At 61.1% G+C, this 17,956-nt stretch carries 15 protein-coding genes and 1 pseudogene; all 16 read left to right on the top strand.

Annotation, left to right across the window (positions count from 1 at the left end):
• The first annotated feature begins 64 nt into the window (after positions 1-64).
• The 16 genes and pseudogenes from mraZ to lpxC all read left to right on the top strand — a co-directional run bounded on the left by mraZ (position 65) and on the right by lpxC (position 17,883).
• Positions 65-520: a division/cell wall cluster transcriptional repressor MraZ gene (mraZ, locus tag ACIPZE_RS26325; protein ID WP_007917012.1), complete on the top strand. Its 456-nt coding sequence runs from the start codon at positions 65-67 to the stop codon at positions 518-520.
• Positions 517-1,464, top strand: coding sequence for a 16S rRNA (cytosine(1402)-N(4))-methyltransferase RsmH (rsmH, locus tag ACIPZE_RS26320; RefSeq protein ID WP_008082779.1), 948 nt, complete (start codon positions 517-519; stop codon positions 1,462-1,464). Before mraZ ends, rsmH begins: the two co-directional genes overlap by 4 nt.
• Positions 1,461-1,754: a cell division protein FtsL gene (gene ftsL, locus ACIPZE_RS26315; protein WP_007917008.1), complete on the top strand. Its 294-nt coding sequence runs from the start codon at positions 1,461-1,463 to the stop codon at positions 1,752-1,754. Before rsmH ends, ftsL begins: the two co-directional genes overlap by 4 nt.
• Positions 1,754-3,493, top strand: a complete 1,740-nt coding sequence (locus ACIPZE_RS26310) for a penicillin-binding protein 2 (protein ID WP_174823980.1) — start codon at positions 1,754-1,756, stop codon at positions 3,491-3,493. Before ftsL ends, ACIPZE_RS26310 begins: the two co-directional genes overlap by 1 nt.
• Positions 3,493-4,956: a UDP-N-acetylmuramoyl-L-alanyl-D-glutamate--2,6-diaminopimelate ligase gene (locus tag ACIPZE_RS26305; RefSeq protein ID WP_129395435.1), complete on the top strand. Its 1,464-nt coding sequence runs from the start codon at positions 3,493-3,495 to the stop codon at positions 4,954-4,956. Before ACIPZE_RS26310 ends, ACIPZE_RS26305 begins: the two co-directional genes overlap by 1 nt.
• Positions 4,949-6,316: a UDP-N-acetylmuramoyl-tripeptide--D-alanyl-D-alanine ligase gene (gene murF, locus ACIPZE_RS26300; RefSeq protein WP_283439406.1), complete on the top strand. Its 1,368-nt coding sequence runs from the start codon at positions 4,949-4,951 to the stop codon at positions 6,314-6,316. Before ACIPZE_RS26305 ends, murF begins: the two co-directional genes overlap by 8 nt.
• On the top strand, positions 6,316-7,413 hold the full coding sequence (gene mraY, locus ACIPZE_RS26295; RefSeq protein WP_400776276.1) for a phospho-N-acetylmuramoyl-pentapeptide-transferase: 1,098 nt from the start codon (positions 6,316-6,318) through the stop codon (positions 7,411-7,413). The genes murF and mraY overlap by 1 nt, the downstream gene beginning before the upstream one ends.
• Positions 7,404-8,750: a UDP-N-acetylmuramoyl-L-alanine--D-glutamate ligase gene (murD, locus tag ACIPZE_RS26290; protein WP_283439405.1), complete on the top strand. Its 1,347-nt coding sequence runs from the start codon at positions 7,404-7,406 to the stop codon at positions 8,748-8,750. Before mraY ends, murD begins: the two co-directional genes overlap by 10 nt.
• On the top strand, positions 8,747-9,964 hold the full coding sequence (gene ftsW, locus ACIPZE_RS26285) for a putative lipid II flippase FtsW (RefSeq protein ID WP_007916996.1): 1,218 nt from the start codon (positions 8,747-8,749) through the stop codon (positions 9,962-9,964). Before murD ends, ftsW begins: the two co-directional genes overlap by 4 nt.
• Positions 9,954-11,024, top strand: coding sequence for an undecaprenyldiphospho-muramoylpentapeptide beta-N-acetylglucosaminyltransferase (gene murG, locus ACIPZE_RS26280; protein ID WP_400776272.1), 1,071 nt, complete (start codon positions 9,954-9,956; stop codon positions 11,022-11,024). Before ftsW ends, murG begins: the two co-directional genes overlap by 11 nt.
• A complete protein-coding gene (murC, locus tag ACIPZE_RS26275; protein ID WP_129395430.1) occupies positions 11,017-12,477 on the top strand; it encodes a UDP-N-acetylmuramate--L-alanine ligase in 1,461 nt (486 codons plus the stop codon). The genes murG and murC overlap by 8 nt, the downstream gene beginning before the upstream one ends.
• Positions 12,474-13,448: a D-alanine--D-alanine ligase gene (locus tag ACIPZE_RS26270; RefSeq protein ID WP_400776269.1), complete on the top strand. Its 975-nt coding sequence runs from the start codon at positions 12,474-12,476 to the stop codon at positions 13,446-13,448. The genes murC and ACIPZE_RS26270 overlap by 4 nt, the downstream gene beginning before the upstream one ends.
• 4 nt (positions 13,449-13,452) lie before the next feature.
• Positions 13,453-14,310, top strand: a pseudogene (locus ACIPZE_RS26265) (cell division protein FtsQ/DivIB); the annotation flags it as partial.
• A gap of 24 nt (positions 14,311-14,334) precedes the next feature.
• Positions 14,335-15,594, top strand: a complete 1,260-nt coding sequence (gene ftsA / locus ACIPZE_RS26260; protein ID WP_053123630.1) for a cell division protein FtsA — start codon at positions 14,335-14,337, stop codon at positions 15,592-15,594.
• Between the two features lie 68 nt (positions 15,595-15,662).
• Positions 15,663-16,859 carry a cell division protein FtsZ gene (gene ftsZ, locus ACIPZE_RS26255; RefSeq protein WP_129395428.1) on the top strand — a complete coding sequence of 399 codons (1,197 nt, stop codon included), beginning with the start codon at positions 15,663-15,665 and terminating at the stop codon, positions 16,857-16,859.
• 112 nt (positions 16,860-16,971) lie between these two features.
• Entirely contained in the window at positions 16,972-17,883 is a 912-nt protein-coding gene (gene lpxC / locus ACIPZE_RS26250; protein WP_008082763.1) for a UDP-3-O-acyl-N-acetylglucosamine deacetylase, read from the top strand.
• Positions 17,884-17,956 lie beyond the last annotated feature (73 nt).

Below are 17,956 nucleotides of genomic sequence, written 5' to 3'. Positions count from 1 at the left end.
GGCGGAAAGTGGCATGAAGTGGGTTTTTTGAGCTCAAAACGATAAAAATTGGAGAAACGCAGACGTGTTTCGCGGAGCTAACGCTATCAGTCTCGATGCAAAGGGCCGTCTCGCTATGCCGAGCCGGTACCGTGACGAGCTCGATTCGCGTAGTTCCGGCCAATTGATCGTCACCATTGATGCCGTTGATCCATGTCTGTGCGTCTATCCGCTCGACGAGTGGGAAATTATTGAAACCAAGTTGCGCGCACTCCCTTCGCTTCGCGAAGAGAACCGTCGCCTGCAGCGTTTATTGATCGGCAACGCCGTCGACCTCGAGCTCGATGGCAGTGGCCGTTTTCTGGTTCCACCGCGTTTGCGCGAATACGCCAAGCTCGATAAGCGCGCGATGCTGGTGGGCCAACTGAACAAGTTCCAATTGTGGGACGAGGATGCATGGAACGCGGTATCTGCCGCCGACCTTGCTGCCATTCAACAACCGGGCGCGATGCCTGATGAACTGCGTGATTTGATCCTGTGACTATTGATAGCGGCTTTAACCACATCACCGTACTGCTTGACGAAGCCGTCGAGGCTCTCGCCGTACGTCCTGATGGCTGCTATCTGGACGGTACGTTCGGGCGCGGCGGACACAGCCGGTTGATCCTCAGCCAGCTCGGCACGGACGGTCGGCTCATCGGGTTCGACAAAGATCCACAAGCGATTGCCACCGGGCAAACGCTAGCGGCCGAAGACGGCCGCTTTGTCGTTGTGCAGCGCAGCTTTGCCGAACTCGGTTCGGTGGTTGCCGAGCAAGGTCTGAGCGGCAAGGTCAGCGGTATTCTGCTCGACCTCGGCGTGTCTTCGCCGCAGCTCGACGACGCTGAGCGCGGCTTCAGTTTCCTCAACGACGGCCCGCTGGACATGCGCATGGACCCGTCCCGTGGCATCAGCGCCGCCGAATTCGTCAACACTGCGCCGGCTGAGGAAATCGCCCGGGTGTTCAAGGAATACGGCGAAGAACGTTTCTCCGGGCGCATGGCCCGTGCTGTGGCCGAACGTCGTGACATCAAGCCGTTCGAGCGCACCGCCGATCTGGCCGAAGTGTTGAAAGTTGCCAACCCGGCGTGGGAAAAGGGCAAGAACCCGGCCACCCGTGCATTCCAGGGTTTGCGCATTCACGTCAACAACGAACTGGGTGATCTGGAAGCCGGCCTCGAAGCGGCGCTGGATGCTCTGGAAATTGGCGGCCGTCTGGTGGTGATCAGCTTCCATTCGCTGGAAGATCGCATCGTCAAACTGTTCATGCGCAAGCTGGTGAAAGGCGAAGCCGACAACCTGCCGCGCAACCTGCCGGTTCGCCACGTTGCGTTCGAACCGAAAATCAAAGTCCATGGCAAAGCGCAGACGGCCTCCGACGCCGAACTCAAAGCCAACCCACGTTCCCGTAGCGCCGTCATGCGCGTCGCGGAGAAGCTGCGGTGAGCAAGCTTTTCGCCAAGCCACTGCCCGGCGGCAGCTTTCTGATGCTGTTGCTGTTTATCGGCGTGCTCGTGTCGGCCATCGCCGTCTCGTACAGCGCGCACTGGAACCGGCAGTTGCTCAACACCCTCTACAACGAACTCAGCGTGCGCGACAAAGCGCAGGCCGAGTGGGGGCGGCTGATTCTCGAGCAAAGCACCTGGACCGCGCACAGCCGTATCGAAGTGCTGGCCACCGAACAACTGAAAATGCACATTCCGGGCGCGGCTGACGTGAAGATGGTGGCGCCATGATGAAACTCGAAGGCGCACTGTTCCCATGGCGTTTCCGCGTGATGGTCGGGCTGCTCGGCGTGATGGTCGCGGCGATCTGCTGGCGCATCATCGACCTGCAAGTGGTTGACCGTGACTTCCTCAAAGGTCAGGGTGACGCGCGCAGTCTGCGGCACATTCCGATTCCTGCTCACCGTGGTCTGATCACTGACCGTAACGGCGAGCCTTTGGCCGTGAGTACTCCGGTCACCACGCTGTGGGCCAACGCCAAGGAAATGCAGACGGCGAAAGAGAAATGGCCGGCACTCGCTGCCGCGCTGGGGCAGGACCCGAAAGCCCTGACCGAACGCCTCGAAGCCCAGGCCAACAAGGAATTCATTTACCTGGTGCGCGGGCTGACTCCCGAGCAGGGCCAGGCTGTGCTCGACCTGAAAGTGCCGGGCGTCTACGGCATCGAAGAATTCCGCCGGTTCTACCCGGCCGGTGAAGTCACCGCGCACATGGTCGGTTTTACCGACATCGATGACCACGGTCGCGAAGGTGTCGAACTCGCCTATGACGAATGGCTCGCCGGTGTGCCCGGCAAGCGGCAGGTCATCAAGGATCGGCGCGGTCGGCTGATCAAGGATGTCCAGGTCACCAAAAACGCCAAGGCCGGCAAGCCCTTGGCGTTGTCCATTGACCTGCGTCTGCAATACCTGGCCAACCGTGAACTGCGCAACGCGATCATCGAGAACGGCGCCAAGGCCGGCAGCCTGGTGATCATGGACGTCAAGACCGGCGAGATTCTCGCCATGGTCAACCAGCCGACCTACAACCCGAACAACCGTCGCAACCTGCAACCGGCGATGATGCGTAACCGCGCAATGATCGACGTGTTCGAACCGGGTTCGACCATGAAAGCCATCTCGATGAGCGCCGCGATCGAGTCCGGTCGCTGGAAACCGACGGACACCGTCGAGGTGTACCCGGGTACCTTGCAGATTGGCAAGTACACCATCAAGGACGTTTCAAGGACCGAAGGCCCGGTGCTGGACATGACCGGGATTCTGATCAATTCCAGTAACGTCGGCATGAGTAAGGTCGCGTTCGATATCGGCGGCGAAACCATTTACCGCTTGGCACAGAAAGTCGGCCTCGGCCAGGACACCGGCCTCGGCTTCCCGGGCGAGCGCGTCGGCAACCTGCCGAACTACCGTGAGTGGCGCAAGGCTGAAACCGCGACCCTGTCTTACGGCTACGGTATTTCCGTGACCGCGATTCAGTTGGTGCACGCGTTCTCGGCACTGGCCAACAACGGTCGTCTCGCGCCGCTGACCCTGATCAAAACCGACAAGCCGCCGCAGACCACTCAGGTATTGCCGGAAGCCGTGGCGAAAACCATGCAAGGCATGCTCACCCAAGTGATCGAGGCGCCGCGCGGGGTATTCCGTGCGCAGGTGCCGGCGTATCACGTGGCCGGCAAGTCGGGTACTGCGCGCAAGACTTCGGTCGGGACCAAAGGCTACGCAGAAAACTCTTACCGCTCGTTGTTCGCCGGTTTCGGCCCGATGAGCGATCCGCGTTACGCGATTGTTGTGGTGATCGATGAACCGTCCAAGGCCGGTTACTTCGGTGGTCTGGTTTCCGCGCCAGTGTTCAGCCGTGTGATGTCCGGCACCTTGCGCCTGATGAACGTGACCCCGGACAACCTGCCGACGACGCAACAAGCCAACGCCACCCCGGTCATTCCGCTGAAAGCCAATGGAGGGCGCGGCTGATGTCATTAAGTCTGAACAAGATATTCCCCCACGCCGGCCACGATCTGTTGATCCGTGAATTGGCGCTGGACAGCCGCAATGTGCGCGCAGGCGATTTGTTTCTCGCCGTGCCTGGCGGCAAATTCGATGGTCGTGCGCACATTGCCGACGCACTGCAACGCGGTGCGGCGGCTGTAGCTTATGAAGTGGAAGGCGCCACCGTGCTGCCGATCACCGACGTGCCGCTGATTCCGGTCAAAGGTCTGGCGGCACAGCTGTCGGACATCGCCGGGCGCTTTTACGGCGAGCCGAGCCATCACCTGAACCTGATCGGCGTAACCGGCACCAACGGCAAGACCAGCGTGACCCAATTGGTCGCGCAGGCACTGGATCTGCTCGGCCAGCACTGCGGCATCGTCGGCACCCTCGGTTCCGGCTTCTATGGCGCACTGGAAAGCGGTCTGCACACCACGCCGAATCCGATCGCCGTGCAAGCGACTTTGGGCGACCTGAAAAAGGCCGGCGCCAAAGCCGTGGCCATGGAAGTCTCGTCTCATGGCCTGGATCAGGGCCGCGTGACCGCGCTGGCGTTCGATGTGGCGGTGATGACCAACCTGTCCCGCGATCATCTGGATTATCACGGCACCATGGAGGCGTACGCCGAGGCCAAGGCCAAGCTGTTCGCCTGGAATGATCTGAAGTGCCGCGTGGTCAACCTCGACGACGATTTCGGCCGGCAACTGGCCGCTGAAAAACGTGAGTCGCGCCTGATTACTTACAGTCTGCTCGACAGCAGCGCGTATCTGTATTGTCGCGAAGCGCAGTTCGACGACCACGGTGTGCGCGCCACACTGGTGACGCCGCAGGGTGAACATCATCTGCGCAGCACGCTGCTCGGTCGCTTTAACCTGAGCAACGTTCTGGCGGCAGTCGGCGCCTTGCTCGGTCTGGATTACGCGCTCGACGAAATTCTCAAGGTACTGCCGAAACTCGAAGGCCCGGCCGGGCGCATGCAGCGTCTTGGCGGTGGCACTCAGCCGTTGGTGGTGGTCGATTACGCGCACACCCCGGATGCGCTGGAAAAAGTCCTGACCGCGTTGCGCCCGCACGTCAAAGGTCAATTGCTGTGCCTGTTCGGCTGCGGCGGCGATCGTGATCGCGGCAAGCGTCCGTTGATGGCCGAAGTGGTCGAGCGTCTGGCCGATCAGGTCGTGGTCACCGACGACAATCCGCGTACTGAAGATCCAGCGGTGATTTTCGAAGACATCCGCGCCGGATTCACTGCTGTGGATAAAGTCACCTTCGTCGCCGGCCGTGGCCAGGCGATTGCACAACTGATTGCCGGCGCGTCCGCCGATGACGTGGTTGTTCTGGCCGGTAAAGGTCACGAGGACTATCAGGAAATCAACGGCGAGCGCCATGCCTTCTCCGATCTGGTCGAGGCTGATCACGCCCTGACCGCTTGGGAGGTGGCCCATGCTTAAGGCGCTGAAACTCAGCGAACTGACCAACGCGCTCGATGCTCGCTTGATCGCTGCCGATGCCAGTTTCAACGGCGTCAGCATCGACAGCCGTGCGATCCAGCCTGGGCAACTGTTTATCGCCCTGACCGGTCCGCGTTTCGACGGTCATGACTATTTGAACGACGTCGCCGCCAAAGGCGCGGTGGCTGCGCTGGTCGAGCGCGAAGTCGCCGACAGCACGCTGCCGCAACTGCTGGTCAAGGACACCCGTCAGGCCCTCGGTCAGTTGGGCGCGCTGAACCGCGCCGCGTTCACTCAGCCAGTTGCAGCGATCACCGGTTCCAGCGGCAAGACCACCGTGAAGGAAATGCTCGCGAGCATCCTGCGCACGCGCGGCCCTGTGCTGGCGACCCGTGGCAATCTGAACAACGACCTCGGCGCACCGCTGACCCTGCTCGAACTGGCCCCGGAACACACTTCGGCGGTCATCGAACTGGGTGCTTCGCGTCTGGGCGAAATCGCTTACACCGTTGGCCTGACCAAGCCGCACGTGGCGATCCTGAACAATGCCGGCACCGCGCACGTCGGTGAGTTTGGCGGGCCGGAAAAAATCGTCGAAGCCAAAGGCGAAATCATCGACGGACTGGCGGCTGATGGTGTTGCCGTGCTCAACCTCGATGACAAGGCTTTCGGTATCTGGAAGACCCGTGCCGGCGCTCGCAAGGTGCTGACTTTTGCCCTGAGCAACACGCACGCGGATTTCTACGCCAGCGACCTGACCACCGATGCCCGCGGCTGCCCGGCTTTCAATCTGCACACACCTGAAGGTGTCGAGCGCGTTCAACTGAACCTGCTCGGCACCCACAACGTCGCCAATTCCATGGCTGCTGCTGCTGCCGCTCACGCCTTGGGCGTGTCGTTGTTCGGCATCGCCACCGGACTTGGCTCCGTGCAACCGGTCAAAGGTCGCACTGTCGCGCAACTGGCGAAAAACGGCATGCGCGTGATCGATGACACTTACAACGCAAACCCCACCTCAATGTGCGCAGCCGTTGATATACTCGCCGGCTTTTCCGGCCGCACCGTCCTGGTGCTCGGAGATATCGGCGAGTTGGGCGATTGGGCGGAGCAGGGGCACCGCGACGTGGGCGAGTACGCCCGGGGCAAGGTATCCGCACTTTACGCTGTCGGGCCGAACATGGTTCACGCCGTCAACGCATTCGGTGAACAGGCGCATCACTTCGGCACACAAGCCGAGCTGATCCAGGCCCTCGACGCCGAGCAGGACACAAACACCACCATTTTGATCAAGGGTTCGCGCAGTGCAGCGATGGAAAACATCGTTGCGGCTCTGTGCGGGTCCAGTCTGGAGAAACATTAATGCTGCTGCTGCTAGCGGAGTATCTGCAACAGTTCTACAAAGGCTTCGCGGTCTTTCAGTACCTGACCCTGCGCGGGATCCTTGGTGTGCTGACCGCGCTGGTTTTGTCGCTGTGCTATGGCCCGTGGATGATCCGCACCCTGCAGAACCGTCAGATCGGTCAATCCGTACGTAACGACGGCCCGCAATCGCACTTGTCCAAGTCGGGTACACCGACCATGGGCGGCGCGCTGATTCTGTCTTCGATCGGCGTCAGCACGTTGCTCTGGGCTGACCTGAGCAACCGCTACGTCTGGACTGTGTTGCTGGTGACCCTGCTGTTCGGCGCGATCGGCTGGGTCGACGATTACCGTAAGGTCATCGAGAAGAACTCGCGTGGCCTGCCGAGTCGCTGGAAGTATTTCTGGCAATCGGTGTTCGGCCTCGGCGCGGCGATCTTCCTTTATATGACCGCTTCCACGCCGGTGGAAACCACGCTGATCCTGCCGATGCTCAAGGACTACAGCATTCCGCTGGGCCTGGGCTTCATCGTGCTGACTTACTTCGTGATCGTCGGTTCGAGCAACGCGGTCAACCTGACTGACGGCCTCGACGGCCTGGCAATCATGCCGACCGTGATGGTTGGTGGTGGTCTCGGCATCTTCTGCTACCTGTCGGGTAACGTGAAATTCGCTGAATACCTGTTGATCCCTTATGTGCCGGGCGCGGGTGAACTGATTGTGTTCTGCGGTGCGCTGATCGGTGCCGGCCTCGGCTTCCTGTGGTTCAACACCTATCCAGCGCAAGTGTTCATGGGCGACGTCGGTGCACTGGCACTCGGCGCGGCACTGGGCACGATCGCGGTGATCGTCCGTCAGGAAATCGTTCTGTTCATCATGGGCGGCGTGTTCGTGATGGAAACCCTGTCAGTCGTCATTCAGGTTGCGTCCTTTAAGCTGACCGGTCGCCGTGTGTTCCGCATGGCACCGATCCACCCCCATTTTGAACTCACGGGCTGGCCCGAGCCGCGCGTGAGCGTCCGTGTCTGGATCATCACCGGGATGCTGGTGCTGATCGGCCTTGCCACCCTGAAGCTGAGCGAGCACGAGTGTCTCTGATCGCTTCTGACCACTTCCGCATCGTTGTCGGCCTCGGCAAGAGCGGCATGTCCCTGGTTCGCTTCCTGGCGAACCGGGGCACGTCGTTTGCCGTGGCGGACACGCGGGAAAATCCACCGGAACTGGCCACGCTCAAGCGTGACTATCCGCACGTGGAAGTGCGTTGTGGCGAGCTGGACGTCGAATTCCTCTGCCGTGCCGACGAGCTCTACGTGAGCCCCGGCCTGGCGCTGGCGACCCCGGCCCTGCAAGCCGCTGCGGCCCGTGGCGTGAAACTGTCCGGCGACATCGAGCTGTTCGCGCGTAACGCGCAGGCGCCGATCGTGGCCATCAGCGGTTCCAACGCGAAAAGCACCGTCACTACCCTGGTCGGCGAGATGGCGGCTGCGGCCGGCAAACGTGTCGCTGTCGGCGGCAATCTCGGCACCCCGGCGCTGGATCTGCTCAGCGACGACGTCGAGCTGTACGTGATGGAGTTGTCGAGCTTCCAGCTGGAAACCACCGACCAGCTCAACGCCGAAGTGGCCACCGTGCTGAACATCAGCGAAGACCACATGGATCGCTACAGCGGTCTGCCGGCGTACCACTTGGCCAAGCACCGGATCTTCCGTGGTGCGAAGCAGTTCGTGGTCAACCGTCAGGACGCGCTGAGCCGTCCGCTGATGGGCGAGGGCCAGCCGTGCTGGACCTTCGGCCTGACCAAACCGGATTTCAAGGCCTTCGGTATTCGCGAAGAAGACGGCGAGAAATACCTCGCTTTCGAATTCCAGAACCTGATGCCAGTGCGTGAATTGAAGATTCGCGGCGCACACAATCAGTCCAACGCCCTCGCGGCGCTGGCGCTCGGTCATGCCGTCGGCCTGCCGTTCGACGCCATGCTCGCGGCACTGCGTACCTTCGCCGGCCTCGAACATCGCTGCCAGTGGGTACTTGATCTCGACGGCGTGGCTTACTACAACGATTCGAAAGCGACCAACGTTGGCGCTGCACTGGCGGCCATCGAAGGCCTCGGTGCGGACATCGACGGCAAGGTCATCCTGATCGCCGGTGGCGATGGCAAGGGTGCCGAGTTCAATGATCTGCGTGATCCGGTGGCGGCGAACTGCCGCGCCGTGATCCTGATGGGCCGTGACTCCGACAAGATCGGCGAAGCGCTTGGCGATGCCGTGCCATTGATTCGCGCGACCTCGCTGGTCGACGCCGTCGCGCAATGCCGCGCCGCCGCCCAACCGGGTGACGTGGTGCTGCTGTCGCCGGCCTGCGCCAGTTTCGACATGTTCAAAAATTACGAAGACCGTGGTCACCAGTTCGTCCGCGCTGTGGAGGAACTGGCATGAGCCTGCGCAATATCATCAAACCGTATCCGTCGCCGATCATCACCGGGCGCGGCATCGATCTCGATTTCCCGATGCTCGCCGGTTGCCTGGCGCTGCTCGGTCTCGGTTTGATCATGATCGCCTCGGCGTCCACTGAAGTGGCAGCCGCGCAGTCGGGCAGTCCGCTGTATTACATGATTCGCCACCTTATTTATGTGGTGCTGGGCCTGGGCGCGTGCATCGTCACCATGATGATTCCGATCGCTACCTGGCAGCGCCTCGGCTGGTTGATGCTGATCGGTGCGTTCGGTTTGCTGGTGATGGTGATCATCCCCGGCATCGGTCGCGAAGTGAATGGTTCGATGCGCTGGATCGGTTTCAGCTTCTTCAACGTGCAGCCTTCGGAAATCGCCAAGGTGTTCGTGGTGATCTACCTCGCCGGTTATCTGGTGCGTCGCCAGAAAGAAGTGCGCGAGAGCTGGATGGGTTTCTTCAAGCCGTTCATCGTGCTGCTGCCGATGGCCGGTCTGTTGCTGATGGAGCCGGACTTCGGTGCCACCGTGGTAATGATGGGGGCTGCGGCGGCGATGCTGTTCCTTGGCGGGGTCGGGCTGTTCCGTTTCTCGCTGATGGTGGTGTTGGCGGTCGGCGCCGTGGTGCTGTTGATTCAGATGCAGCCGTATCGAATGGCGCGTCTGACCAACTTCGCTGACCCGTGGGCTGACCAGTTCGGCGCCGGCTATCAGCTGTCGCAAGCCTTGATCGCCTTCGGTCGCGGTGAATGGCTGGGCGTGGGCCTGGGCAACAGCGTGCAGAAGCAGTTCTACCTGCCGGAAGCGCACACCGACTTCGTGTTCTCGGTACTGGCTGAAGAACTCGGCGCAGTCGGTTCGCTGTGCACCGTCGCGCTGTTCGTGTTCGTGTGTATTCGCGGCATGTACATCGGCCTGTGGGCAGAGAAAGCCAAGCAGTTCTTCGCTGCGTACGTGGCTTACGGTCTGTCGTTCCTGTGGATTGGTCAGTTCCTGATCAACATCGGCGTGAACGTCGGCCTGCTGCCAACCAAGGGTCTGACCTTGCCGTTCCTCAGTTACGGCGGCAGTTCGTTGGTGATCTGCTGTGCCTGCCTCGGCTTGTTATTGAGGATCGAGTGGGAGAGTCGAACCCACCTCGGCAGCGAAGAGATGGAGTTCCATGAGAGCGACTTCGCTGAGGAGCCGAATCATGGGCGCTAACGTATTGATCATGGCCGGCGGAACCGGCGGCCACGTGTTCCCGGCGCTGGCCTGTGCCCGCGAGTTTCAGGCGCGCGGCTACAGCGTGCACTGGCTCGGCACGCCACGCGGAATCGAAAATGAACTGGTCCCGGCCGCAGGGCTGGAACTGCACCGGATCAACGCTACCGGTCTGCGTGGCAAGGGCAAGCTGTCGCTGCTCAAGGCGCCGTTCATGCTGCTGAAATCGGTCTGGCAGGCGCGGGCGATCATTCGTCGCTTGAAACCGGTGTGCGTGGTCGGCTTCGGTGGTTATGTGACTGGCCCCGGCGGCCTCGCCGCGAAACTGGCCGGCGTGCCGGTGATCGTTCACGAGCAGAACGCCGTGGCCGGCACCGCCAATCGGTTGCTGGTGCCGTTCGCCGCCCGAGTGTGTGAAGCGTTCCCCGACACCTTTACTCTGTCGGACACCCGCCGTACCACCGGCAACCCGGTGCGCAGCGAGCTGTTCCTCGACACATCGCGACCAGCCCTGGTCGGTCGCAAAGCGCGTTTGCTGATCCTTGGCGGAAGCCTGGGCGCAGAACCGTTGAACAAATTGCTACCTGAAGCCCTGGCCCAAGTCGCTGCCGATTTGCGCCCGGAAGTGTTTCATCAGGCCGGCAAAAACCACGATGAAGTGACTGCAGAGCGCTACCGCGCCGCCGGCGTCGATGCGCAGGTGCAGCCGTTCATCAAAGACATGGCCCAGGCCTATGGCTGGGCTGACCTGGTGGTGTGCCGCGCAGGCGCGTTGACCATCAGTGAGCTGGCTGCTGCCGGTCTGCCCTCGATGCTGGTGCCTTTGCCCCACGCGATCGACGATCACCAGACCCGCAACGCCGATTATTTGGCCCGTGAAGGCGCTGCCTTCCTGATGCCGCAAAGAACGACTGGTGCCGCGGACCTTGCCGCGCGCCTGACAGAGGTCTTGATGCAACCGCAACGACTCGAAGAAATGGCCCAAGCGGCCCGCCGTCTGGCGAAACCCGATGCCACCCGTAGCGTGGTCGATACCTGTCTGGAGGTGGCCCATGGTTGAGAATCAGAAAGCCATGCCGCAACCGGAAATGCGCCGCATCCGTCGCATCCACTTCGTCGGTATCGGCGGCGTGGGCATGTGCGGTATTGCCGAAGTGTTGTTGAACCTGGGCTATGAAGTGTCCGGTTCCGACCTGAAAGCCTCGCCGGTGACCGAGCGTCTTGAATCGTTCGGCGCGCACATCTTCATCGGCCACCGTGCCGAGAACGCCGCGACCGCCGATGTATTGGTGGTGTCGAGTGCTGTGAACACCTCCAACCCGGAAGTCGCGACCGCGCTTGAGCGTCGTATTCCGGTGGTACCGCGTGCCGAAATGCTCGCCGAGCTGATGCGCTATCGCCACGGCATCGCCGTCGCCGGTACGCACGGCAAAACCACCACCACCAGCCTGATCGCTTCGGTGTTCGCCGCCGGTGGCCTGGATCCGACATTCGTCATCGGTGGCCGTCTGAATGCCGCAGGCACCAATGCCCAGCTCGGCACCAGCCGTTACCTGATCGCCGAAGCCGATGAAAGCGATGCGAGCTTCCTGCACCTGCAACCGTTGGTGGCCGTGGTCACCAACATCGACGCCGACCACATGGCGACCTACGACGGTGACTTCAACAAACTGAAGAAAACCTTCGTCGAGTTCCTACACAACCTGCCGTTCTACGGTTTGGCGGTGATGTGCCTGGACGATCCGGTGGTGCGCGAAATCCTGCCGCTGGTGAAACGTCCGACCGTGACCTACGGCTTCAGCGAAGACGCTGACGTGCGCGCGATCAATGTTCGCCAGCAAGGCATGCAGACTTTCTTCACCGTGCTGCGTCCTGACCGCGAGCCTCTGGATGTTTCCGTGAACATGCCGGGCAACCACAACGTGCTCAACTCGCTGGCGACCATTTGCATCGCCACCGACGAGGGCGTCAGCGATGAAGCCATCGTTCAGGGCCTGTCGGGTTTCCAGGGTGTCGGCCGACGCTTCCAGGTCTACGGCGAACTGCCGGTAGACGGCGGCCACGTGATGCTGGTCGACGACTACGGTCACCACCCGACCGAAGTCGCCGCAGTGATCAAAGCCGTGCGCGGTGGCTGGCCGGAGCGCCGTCTGGTGATGGTCTACCAGCCGCACCGTTACAGCCGCACCCGCGATCTGTACGACGACTTCGTCAATGTATTGGCCGATGCCAACGTGCTGCTGCTGATGGAAGTCTATCCGGCCGGCGAAGAGCCGATCCCCGGTGCTGACAGCCGCAAGCTGTGCAACAGCATTCGCCAGCGCGGTCAGCTCGACCCGATCTACATCGAGCGTGGCGTCGATCTGGCGCCGCTGGTCAAGCCGCTGCTGCGTGCCGGCGACATCCTGCTGTGCCAGGGCGCCGGTGATATCGGCGGTCTCGCGCCGAAGCTGTTGAAAAGTGAATTGTTCGCTGGCGCCGTGGCGGCGTCGGTCGAGGGGAAGTTGAAATGACTGCTGCCTACGCCAAGCTGTTTTCCACTATCGCGCCGAAAGACTTCGGCCGCGTCGCCGTGCTCTTTGGCGGTCTGAGTGCCGAGCGTGAGGTTTCGCTGAAATCCGGTAACGCCGTGCTCGACGCACTGCAAAGCGCTGGCGTGGACGCGTTCGGCATCGACGTTGGCGACGACATTTTGCAACGTCTGCTCAGCGAAAAGATCGACCGCGCCTTCATCATTCTCCACGGTCGTGGCGGTGAAGACGGCAGCATGCAGGGCCTGCTCGAAGTGGCGGGCATTCCGTACACCGGCAGCGGCATCCTCGCCTCGGCATTGGCGATGGACAAGCTGCGCACCAAGCAGGTCTGGCACAGCCTCGGGATTCCGACGCCGCGTCACGCCGTGCTGTGCAGCGAAGCCGATTGTATTTCGGCGGCGACGGAACTGGGCTTCCCTTTGATCGTCAAACCGGCGCATGAAGGTTCAAGTATCGGGATGGCCAAAGTGAGTTCTGCGTCCGAGTTGATCGACGCATGGAAAGCGGCCAGTACCTACGATTCGCAAGTCTTGGTTGAGCAATGGATTCAAGGTCCGGAGTTCACCATCGCCACCCTGCGTGACCAGGTGTTGCCTCCTATCGCCCTGGGTACGCCGCACACGTTCTACGACTACGACGCCAAGTACATCGCCAACGATACCCAGTACAGCATTCCGTGCGGGCTGGATGCCGCCAAGGAAAAGGAACTCATGGATCTCACGGCCAAGGCCAGTGAGGCGCTGGGTATTGCCGGTTGGGGCAGGGCGGACGTGATGCAGGACGCCGACGGGCAGTTCTGGTTTCTCGAAGTGAATACGGCACCGGGCATGACCGATCACAGCCTGGTACCGATGGCGGCGCGCGCTGCCGGTCTGGATTTCCAGCAACTGGTTCTGGCCATTCTGGCCGCCAGTGTTGAAGGCGCGGTAACCCAAGAGGCGCGAGGTTAAGACCATGCAAGGCGCTCAGCTCCGACATCAGCCTCCCGCACCCGGCCGCAAGCCGGTGCCACGGGGTGCCAGCCGTATGGTGGCGAAAGAGCCGATGTCCGCGCGCCTGCCGAAAGCCAATTTCAGCTTTCTGAAAAGTCTGTTCTGGCCGGTGCTGCTGGTCGTGCTGGGCTTTGGTACGTACGAAGGTGCAACGCGTTTGCTGCCGTACGCTGACCGGCCGATCACCAAGATCGCCGTGCAGGGTGACCTGAGCTACATCAGCCAGCAAGCAGTGCAGCAACGGATCGCCCCGTACGTAGCGTCGAGTTTCTTCACCATCGACCTCGCCGGCATGCGCACCGAGCTTGAGCAGATGCCATGGATCGCCCACGCCGAAGTACGTCGGGTGTGGCCGGACCAGGTGGTGATCCGCCTCGAAGAGCAACTGCCGGTGGCGCGTTGGGGCGACGAGTCGTTGCTCAACAACCAGGGGCAGGCGTTTACGCCCAAGGAGCTGGCGAACTACGAACACCTGCCACAGCTGTTCGGTCCACAACGGGCCCAGCAGCAAGTGATGCAGCAGTATCAGGTGCTGAGCCAGATGCTGCGGCCGTTGGGCTTCTCGATTGCGCGCCTGGAATTGCGTGAACGCGGCAGCTGGTTCCTGACCACCGGTGCCGGCAGTTCCGGTCCCGGCATCGAGTTGCTGCTGGGACGCGGCAACCTGGTGGAAAAGATGCGCCGCTTCATTGCCATCTATGACAAGACGCTTAAAGACCAGATTACGAACATTGCGCGCATCGATCTGCGCTACGCCAACGGCCTCGCTGTTGGCTGGCGGGCCCCGCGCCCCCCGACGACCGCCCCACCCGCGGTCGCCACGCCCCCAGCCGCGGCAGGACCCATGGCAAACGTGCAAAGCGGCAAAATGATCGTCGGTCTCGATATCGGCACCTCCAAAGTGGTGGCGCTGGTCGGCGAGGTCTCCGACGACGGCACGCTGGAAATCGTCGGGATCGGTACCCATCCGTCCCGTGGCCTGAAGAAGGGCGTGGTGGTCAACATCGAATCCACCGTGCAATCGATCCAGCGCGCGATCGAAGAAGCCCAATTGATGGCGGGCTGCCGCATTCACTCGGCGTTCGTCGGCGTGGCGGGCAATCACATCCGCAGCCTGAACTCCCACGGCATCGTTGCGATCCGTGATCGCGAAGTCAGCTCGGCCGACCTTGAGCGCGTGCTCGACGCCGCCCAGGCCGTGGCGATCCCGGCTGACCAGCGCGTGCTGCACACCTTGCCGCAGGATTACGTGATCGATAACCAGGAAGGTGTTCGCGAACCTCTGGGCATGTCCGGCGTACGTCTGGAAGCCAAGGTTCACGTGGTCACCTGCGCCGTCAACGCCGCGCAGAACATTGAAAAATGCGTGCGCCGCTGCGGTCTGGAAATCGACGACATCATTCTCGAGCAACTGGCCTCGGCCTACTCGGTGCTGACCGACGACGAGAAAGAGCTGGGCGTGTGCCTGGTCGACATCGGCGGCGGTACTACCGACATCGCGATCTTCACCGAAGGCGCGATCCGTCACACCGCGGTGATCCCGATTGCCGGTGATCAGGTGACCAACGACATCGCCATGGCGTTGCGCACCCCGACCCAGTACGCCGAAGAAATCAAGATCCGCTACGCCTGCGCCCTGGCCAAGCTGGCCGGTGCCGGTGAAACCATCAAGGTGCCAAGCGTCGGCGACCGTCCACCGCGCGAACTGTCGCGCCAGGCCCTGGCCGAAGTGGTCGAACCGCGTTACGACGAACTGTTCACGCTGATTCAGGCCGAGCTGCGTCGCAGTGGCTACGAAGACCTGATCCCGGCCGGCATCGTCCTCACCGGCGGTACTTCGAAGATGGAAGGCGCCACTGAACTGGCCGAAGAAATCTTCCACATGCCGGTTCGTCTGGGCGTGCCGCACGGCGTCAAAGGTCTGGATGACGTGGTGCGTAACCCGATTTATTCCACTGGCGTTGGCTTGTTGATGTACGGCCTGCAAAAGCAGTCAGACGGGATCTCTTTCTCGGGCATCGGCAGCCGCGACAGCTACAGCAACGAAGAGCCACAGGCGCCGTTGCTGGACCGATTGAAGAAGTGGGTTCAAGGCAACTTCTAACGCTTTACCGCAACACCGCAACAAAAATGCAGTAGGCGAAAAAACTAGAGAATGTAAGGAGAGGGAAAATGTTCGAACTCGTAGACAACATCCCCGCAAGCCCGGTAATCAAAGTTATCGGTGTCGGCGGTGGCGGCGGCAACGCTGTCAACCACATGGTCAAGAGCAACATCGAAGGCGTTGAATTCATCTGCGCCAACACCGATGCTCAAGCGCTGAAAAACATCGGCGCGCGCACCATTCTGCAACTGGGTACCGGTGTGACCAAAGGTCTGGGCGCCGGCGCCAACCCTGAAGTAGGTCGTCAGGCCGCTCTCGAAGACCGTGAGCGCATTGCCGAAGTCCTGCAGGGCACCAACATGGTGTTCATCACCACTGGCATGGGCGGCGGCACCGGTACTGGTGCTGCGCCGATCATCGCCGAAGTGGCCAAGGAAATGGGCATTCTGACCGTTGCCGTGGTAACGCGTCCGTTCCCGTTCGAAGGCCGCAAGCGTATGCAGATCGCCGACGAAGGCATTCGCATGCTCTCCGAAAGCGTCGACTCGTTGATCACCATTCCCAACGAGAAGCTGCTGACCATCCTCGGTAAAGACGCAAGCCTCTTGTCGGCTTTCGCCAAAGCTGACGATGTACTGGCCGGTGCCGTTCGCGGTATCTCCGACATCATCAAGCGTCCGGGCATGATCAACGTCGACTTCGCCGACGTACGTACCGTGATGAGCGAAATGGGCATGGCGATGATGGGCACTGGCTGCGCCAGCGGTCCGAACCGTGCACGTGAAGCCACTGAAGCTGCCATCCGCAACCCGTTGCTTGAAGACGTGAACCTGCAAGGCGCACGCGGCATCCTGGTGAACATCACCGCCGGTCCTGACCTGTCCCTGGGTGAGTACTCCGACGTGGGTAGCATCATCGAAGCCTTCGCTTCCGAGCACGCCATGGTCAAGGTTGGTACCGTTATCGATCCGGACATGCGCGACGAACTGCACGTCACCGTGGTTGCCACCGGTCTGGGCGCGAAAATCGAGAAGCCTGTAAAGGTCATCGACAACACCGTTCACACCTCCATGGCGGCCTCCCAGGTACAACAATCGGCTCCGGCCCGTCAGGAAGCGCCAGCGGTGAACTACCGTGATCTGGACCGTCCGACCGTCATGCGCAACCAGGCTCAGGCCGGTGCTGCGGCTGCCGCGAAGATGAATCCGCAAGATGATCTGGACTACCTGGACATCCCGGCATTCCTGCGTCGTCAGGCCGATTGATGGAATGTATCAGGGCTATGAAGGTGATTGGTGTTCAGCAAAGGCATGGTCTGCTATCATCGCCAGCCTTTGTTGATACCAGTTCGCAATTTGCGCTGAAGCGGCCCAAGCCATGATTAAACAACGCACACTGAAAAATATTATCCGTGCCACAGGTGTAGGCCTGCACTCCGGTGAGAAGGTCTATCTGACCCTCAAGCCTGCGCCTGTCGACACTGGCATTGTGTTTTGTCGCGCTGACCTCGACCCTGTGGTGCAGATCCCTGCCCGCGCGGAAAACGTCGGTGAAACCACTATGTCGACGACGCTGATTAACGGCGACGTGAAAGTGGACACGGTAGAGCACTTGCTCTCGGCCATGGCTGGCCTGGGCATCGATAACGCCTACGTCGAGCTCTCCGCGTCCGAAGTCCCGATCATGGATGGCAGCGCTGGACCCTTCGTATTCCTGATTCAATCGGCAGGCCTGGAAGAACAGGACGCCGCCAAGAAATTCATCCGCATCCTGCGTGAAGTGACAGTGGAAGATGGCGACAAGCGCGCCACTTTCGTCCCTTTCGAAGGGTTCAAGGTGAGCTTCGAGATCGATTTCGATCACCCGGTATTCCGGGACCGCACCCAAAGTGCAAGCGTGGATTTTTCCAGCACTTCGTTCGTAAAAGAAGTCAGCCGCGCGCGTACCTTTGGTTTCATGAGTGATATCGAGTACCTGCGCAAGCACAACCTCGCACTCGGCGGCAGCGTTGAAAACGCAATCGTGGTCGATGCCGATGGCGTACTGAACGAAGACGGTCTTCGCTATGAAGACGAATTCGTGAAGCACAAGATCCTCGATGCAATTGGCGACCTGTACCTGCTGGGTAACAGCCTGATTGGTGAGTTCAAAGGCTTCAAGTCCGGTCATGCACTGAACAACCAGCTGTTGCGCAAGTTGATTGAGCAAACAGATGCTTGGGAAGTGGTGACGTTCGATGACGCCAGCACCGCACCAATCTCTTACATGCGCCCGGTTGCGGCGGTGTAAGTAAAAAACCTCTCTAGTTTTTTGAAGGCCATCCTAGGATGGCCTTTTTTTATGCCCTTTCCAAAGCAAAAGA

It is taken from the genome of Pseudomonas sp. NPDC089741, assembly GCF_044748825.1.
Classification (GTDB): Bacteria; Pseudomonadota; Gammaproteobacteria; order Pseudomonadales; family Pseudomonadaceae; genus Aquipseudomonas; species Aquipseudomonas helmanticensis.
This window is presented reverse-complemented; position numbering and strand designations above follow the sequence as displayed.

Excerpts from the sequence above, each read along its gene's own strand:
- ACIPZE_RS26310 (WP_174823980.1), top strand. The coding sequence starts at position 1,754 with ATGAAACTCGAAGGCGCACTGTTCCCATGGCGTTTCCGCGTGATGGTC.
- ACIPZE_RS26305 (WP_129395435.1), top strand. The coding sequence starts at position 3,493 with ATGTCATTAAGTCTGAACAAGATATTCCCCCACGCCGGCCACGATCTG.
- murF (WP_283439406.1), top strand. The coding sequence starts at position 4,949 with ATGCTTAAGGCGCTGAAACTCAGCGAACTGACCAACGCGCTCGATGCT.
- mraY (WP_400776276.1), top strand. The coding sequence starts at position 6,316 with ATGCTGCTGCTGCTAGCGGAGTATCTGCAACAGTTCTACAAAGGCTTC.
- ftsW (WP_007916996.1), top strand. The coding sequence starts at position 8,747 with ATGAGCCTGCGCAATATCATCAAACCGTATCCGTCGCCGATCATCACC.
- murG (WP_400776272.1), top strand. The coding sequence starts at position 9,954 with ATGGGCGCTAACGTATTGATCATGGCCGGCGGAACCGGCGGCCACGTG.
- murC (WP_129395430.1), top strand. The coding sequence starts at position 11,017 with ATGGTTGAGAATCAGAAAGCCATGCCGCAACCGGAAATGCGCCGCATC.
- ACIPZE_RS26270 (WP_400776269.1), top strand. The coding sequence starts at position 12,474 with ATGACTGCTGCCTACGCCAAGCTGTTTTCCACTATCGCGCCGAAAGAC.
- ftsA (WP_053123630.1), top strand. The coding sequence starts at position 14,335 with ATGGCAAACGTGCAAAGCGGCAAAATGATCGTCGGTCTCGATATCGGC.
- ftsZ (WP_129395428.1), top strand. The coding sequence starts at position 15,663 with ATGTTCGAACTCGTAGACAACATCCCCGCAAGCCCGGTAATCAAAGTT.
- lpxC (WP_008082763.1), top strand. The coding sequence starts at position 16,972 with ATGATTAAACAACGCACACTGAAAAATATTATCCGTGCCACAGGTGTA.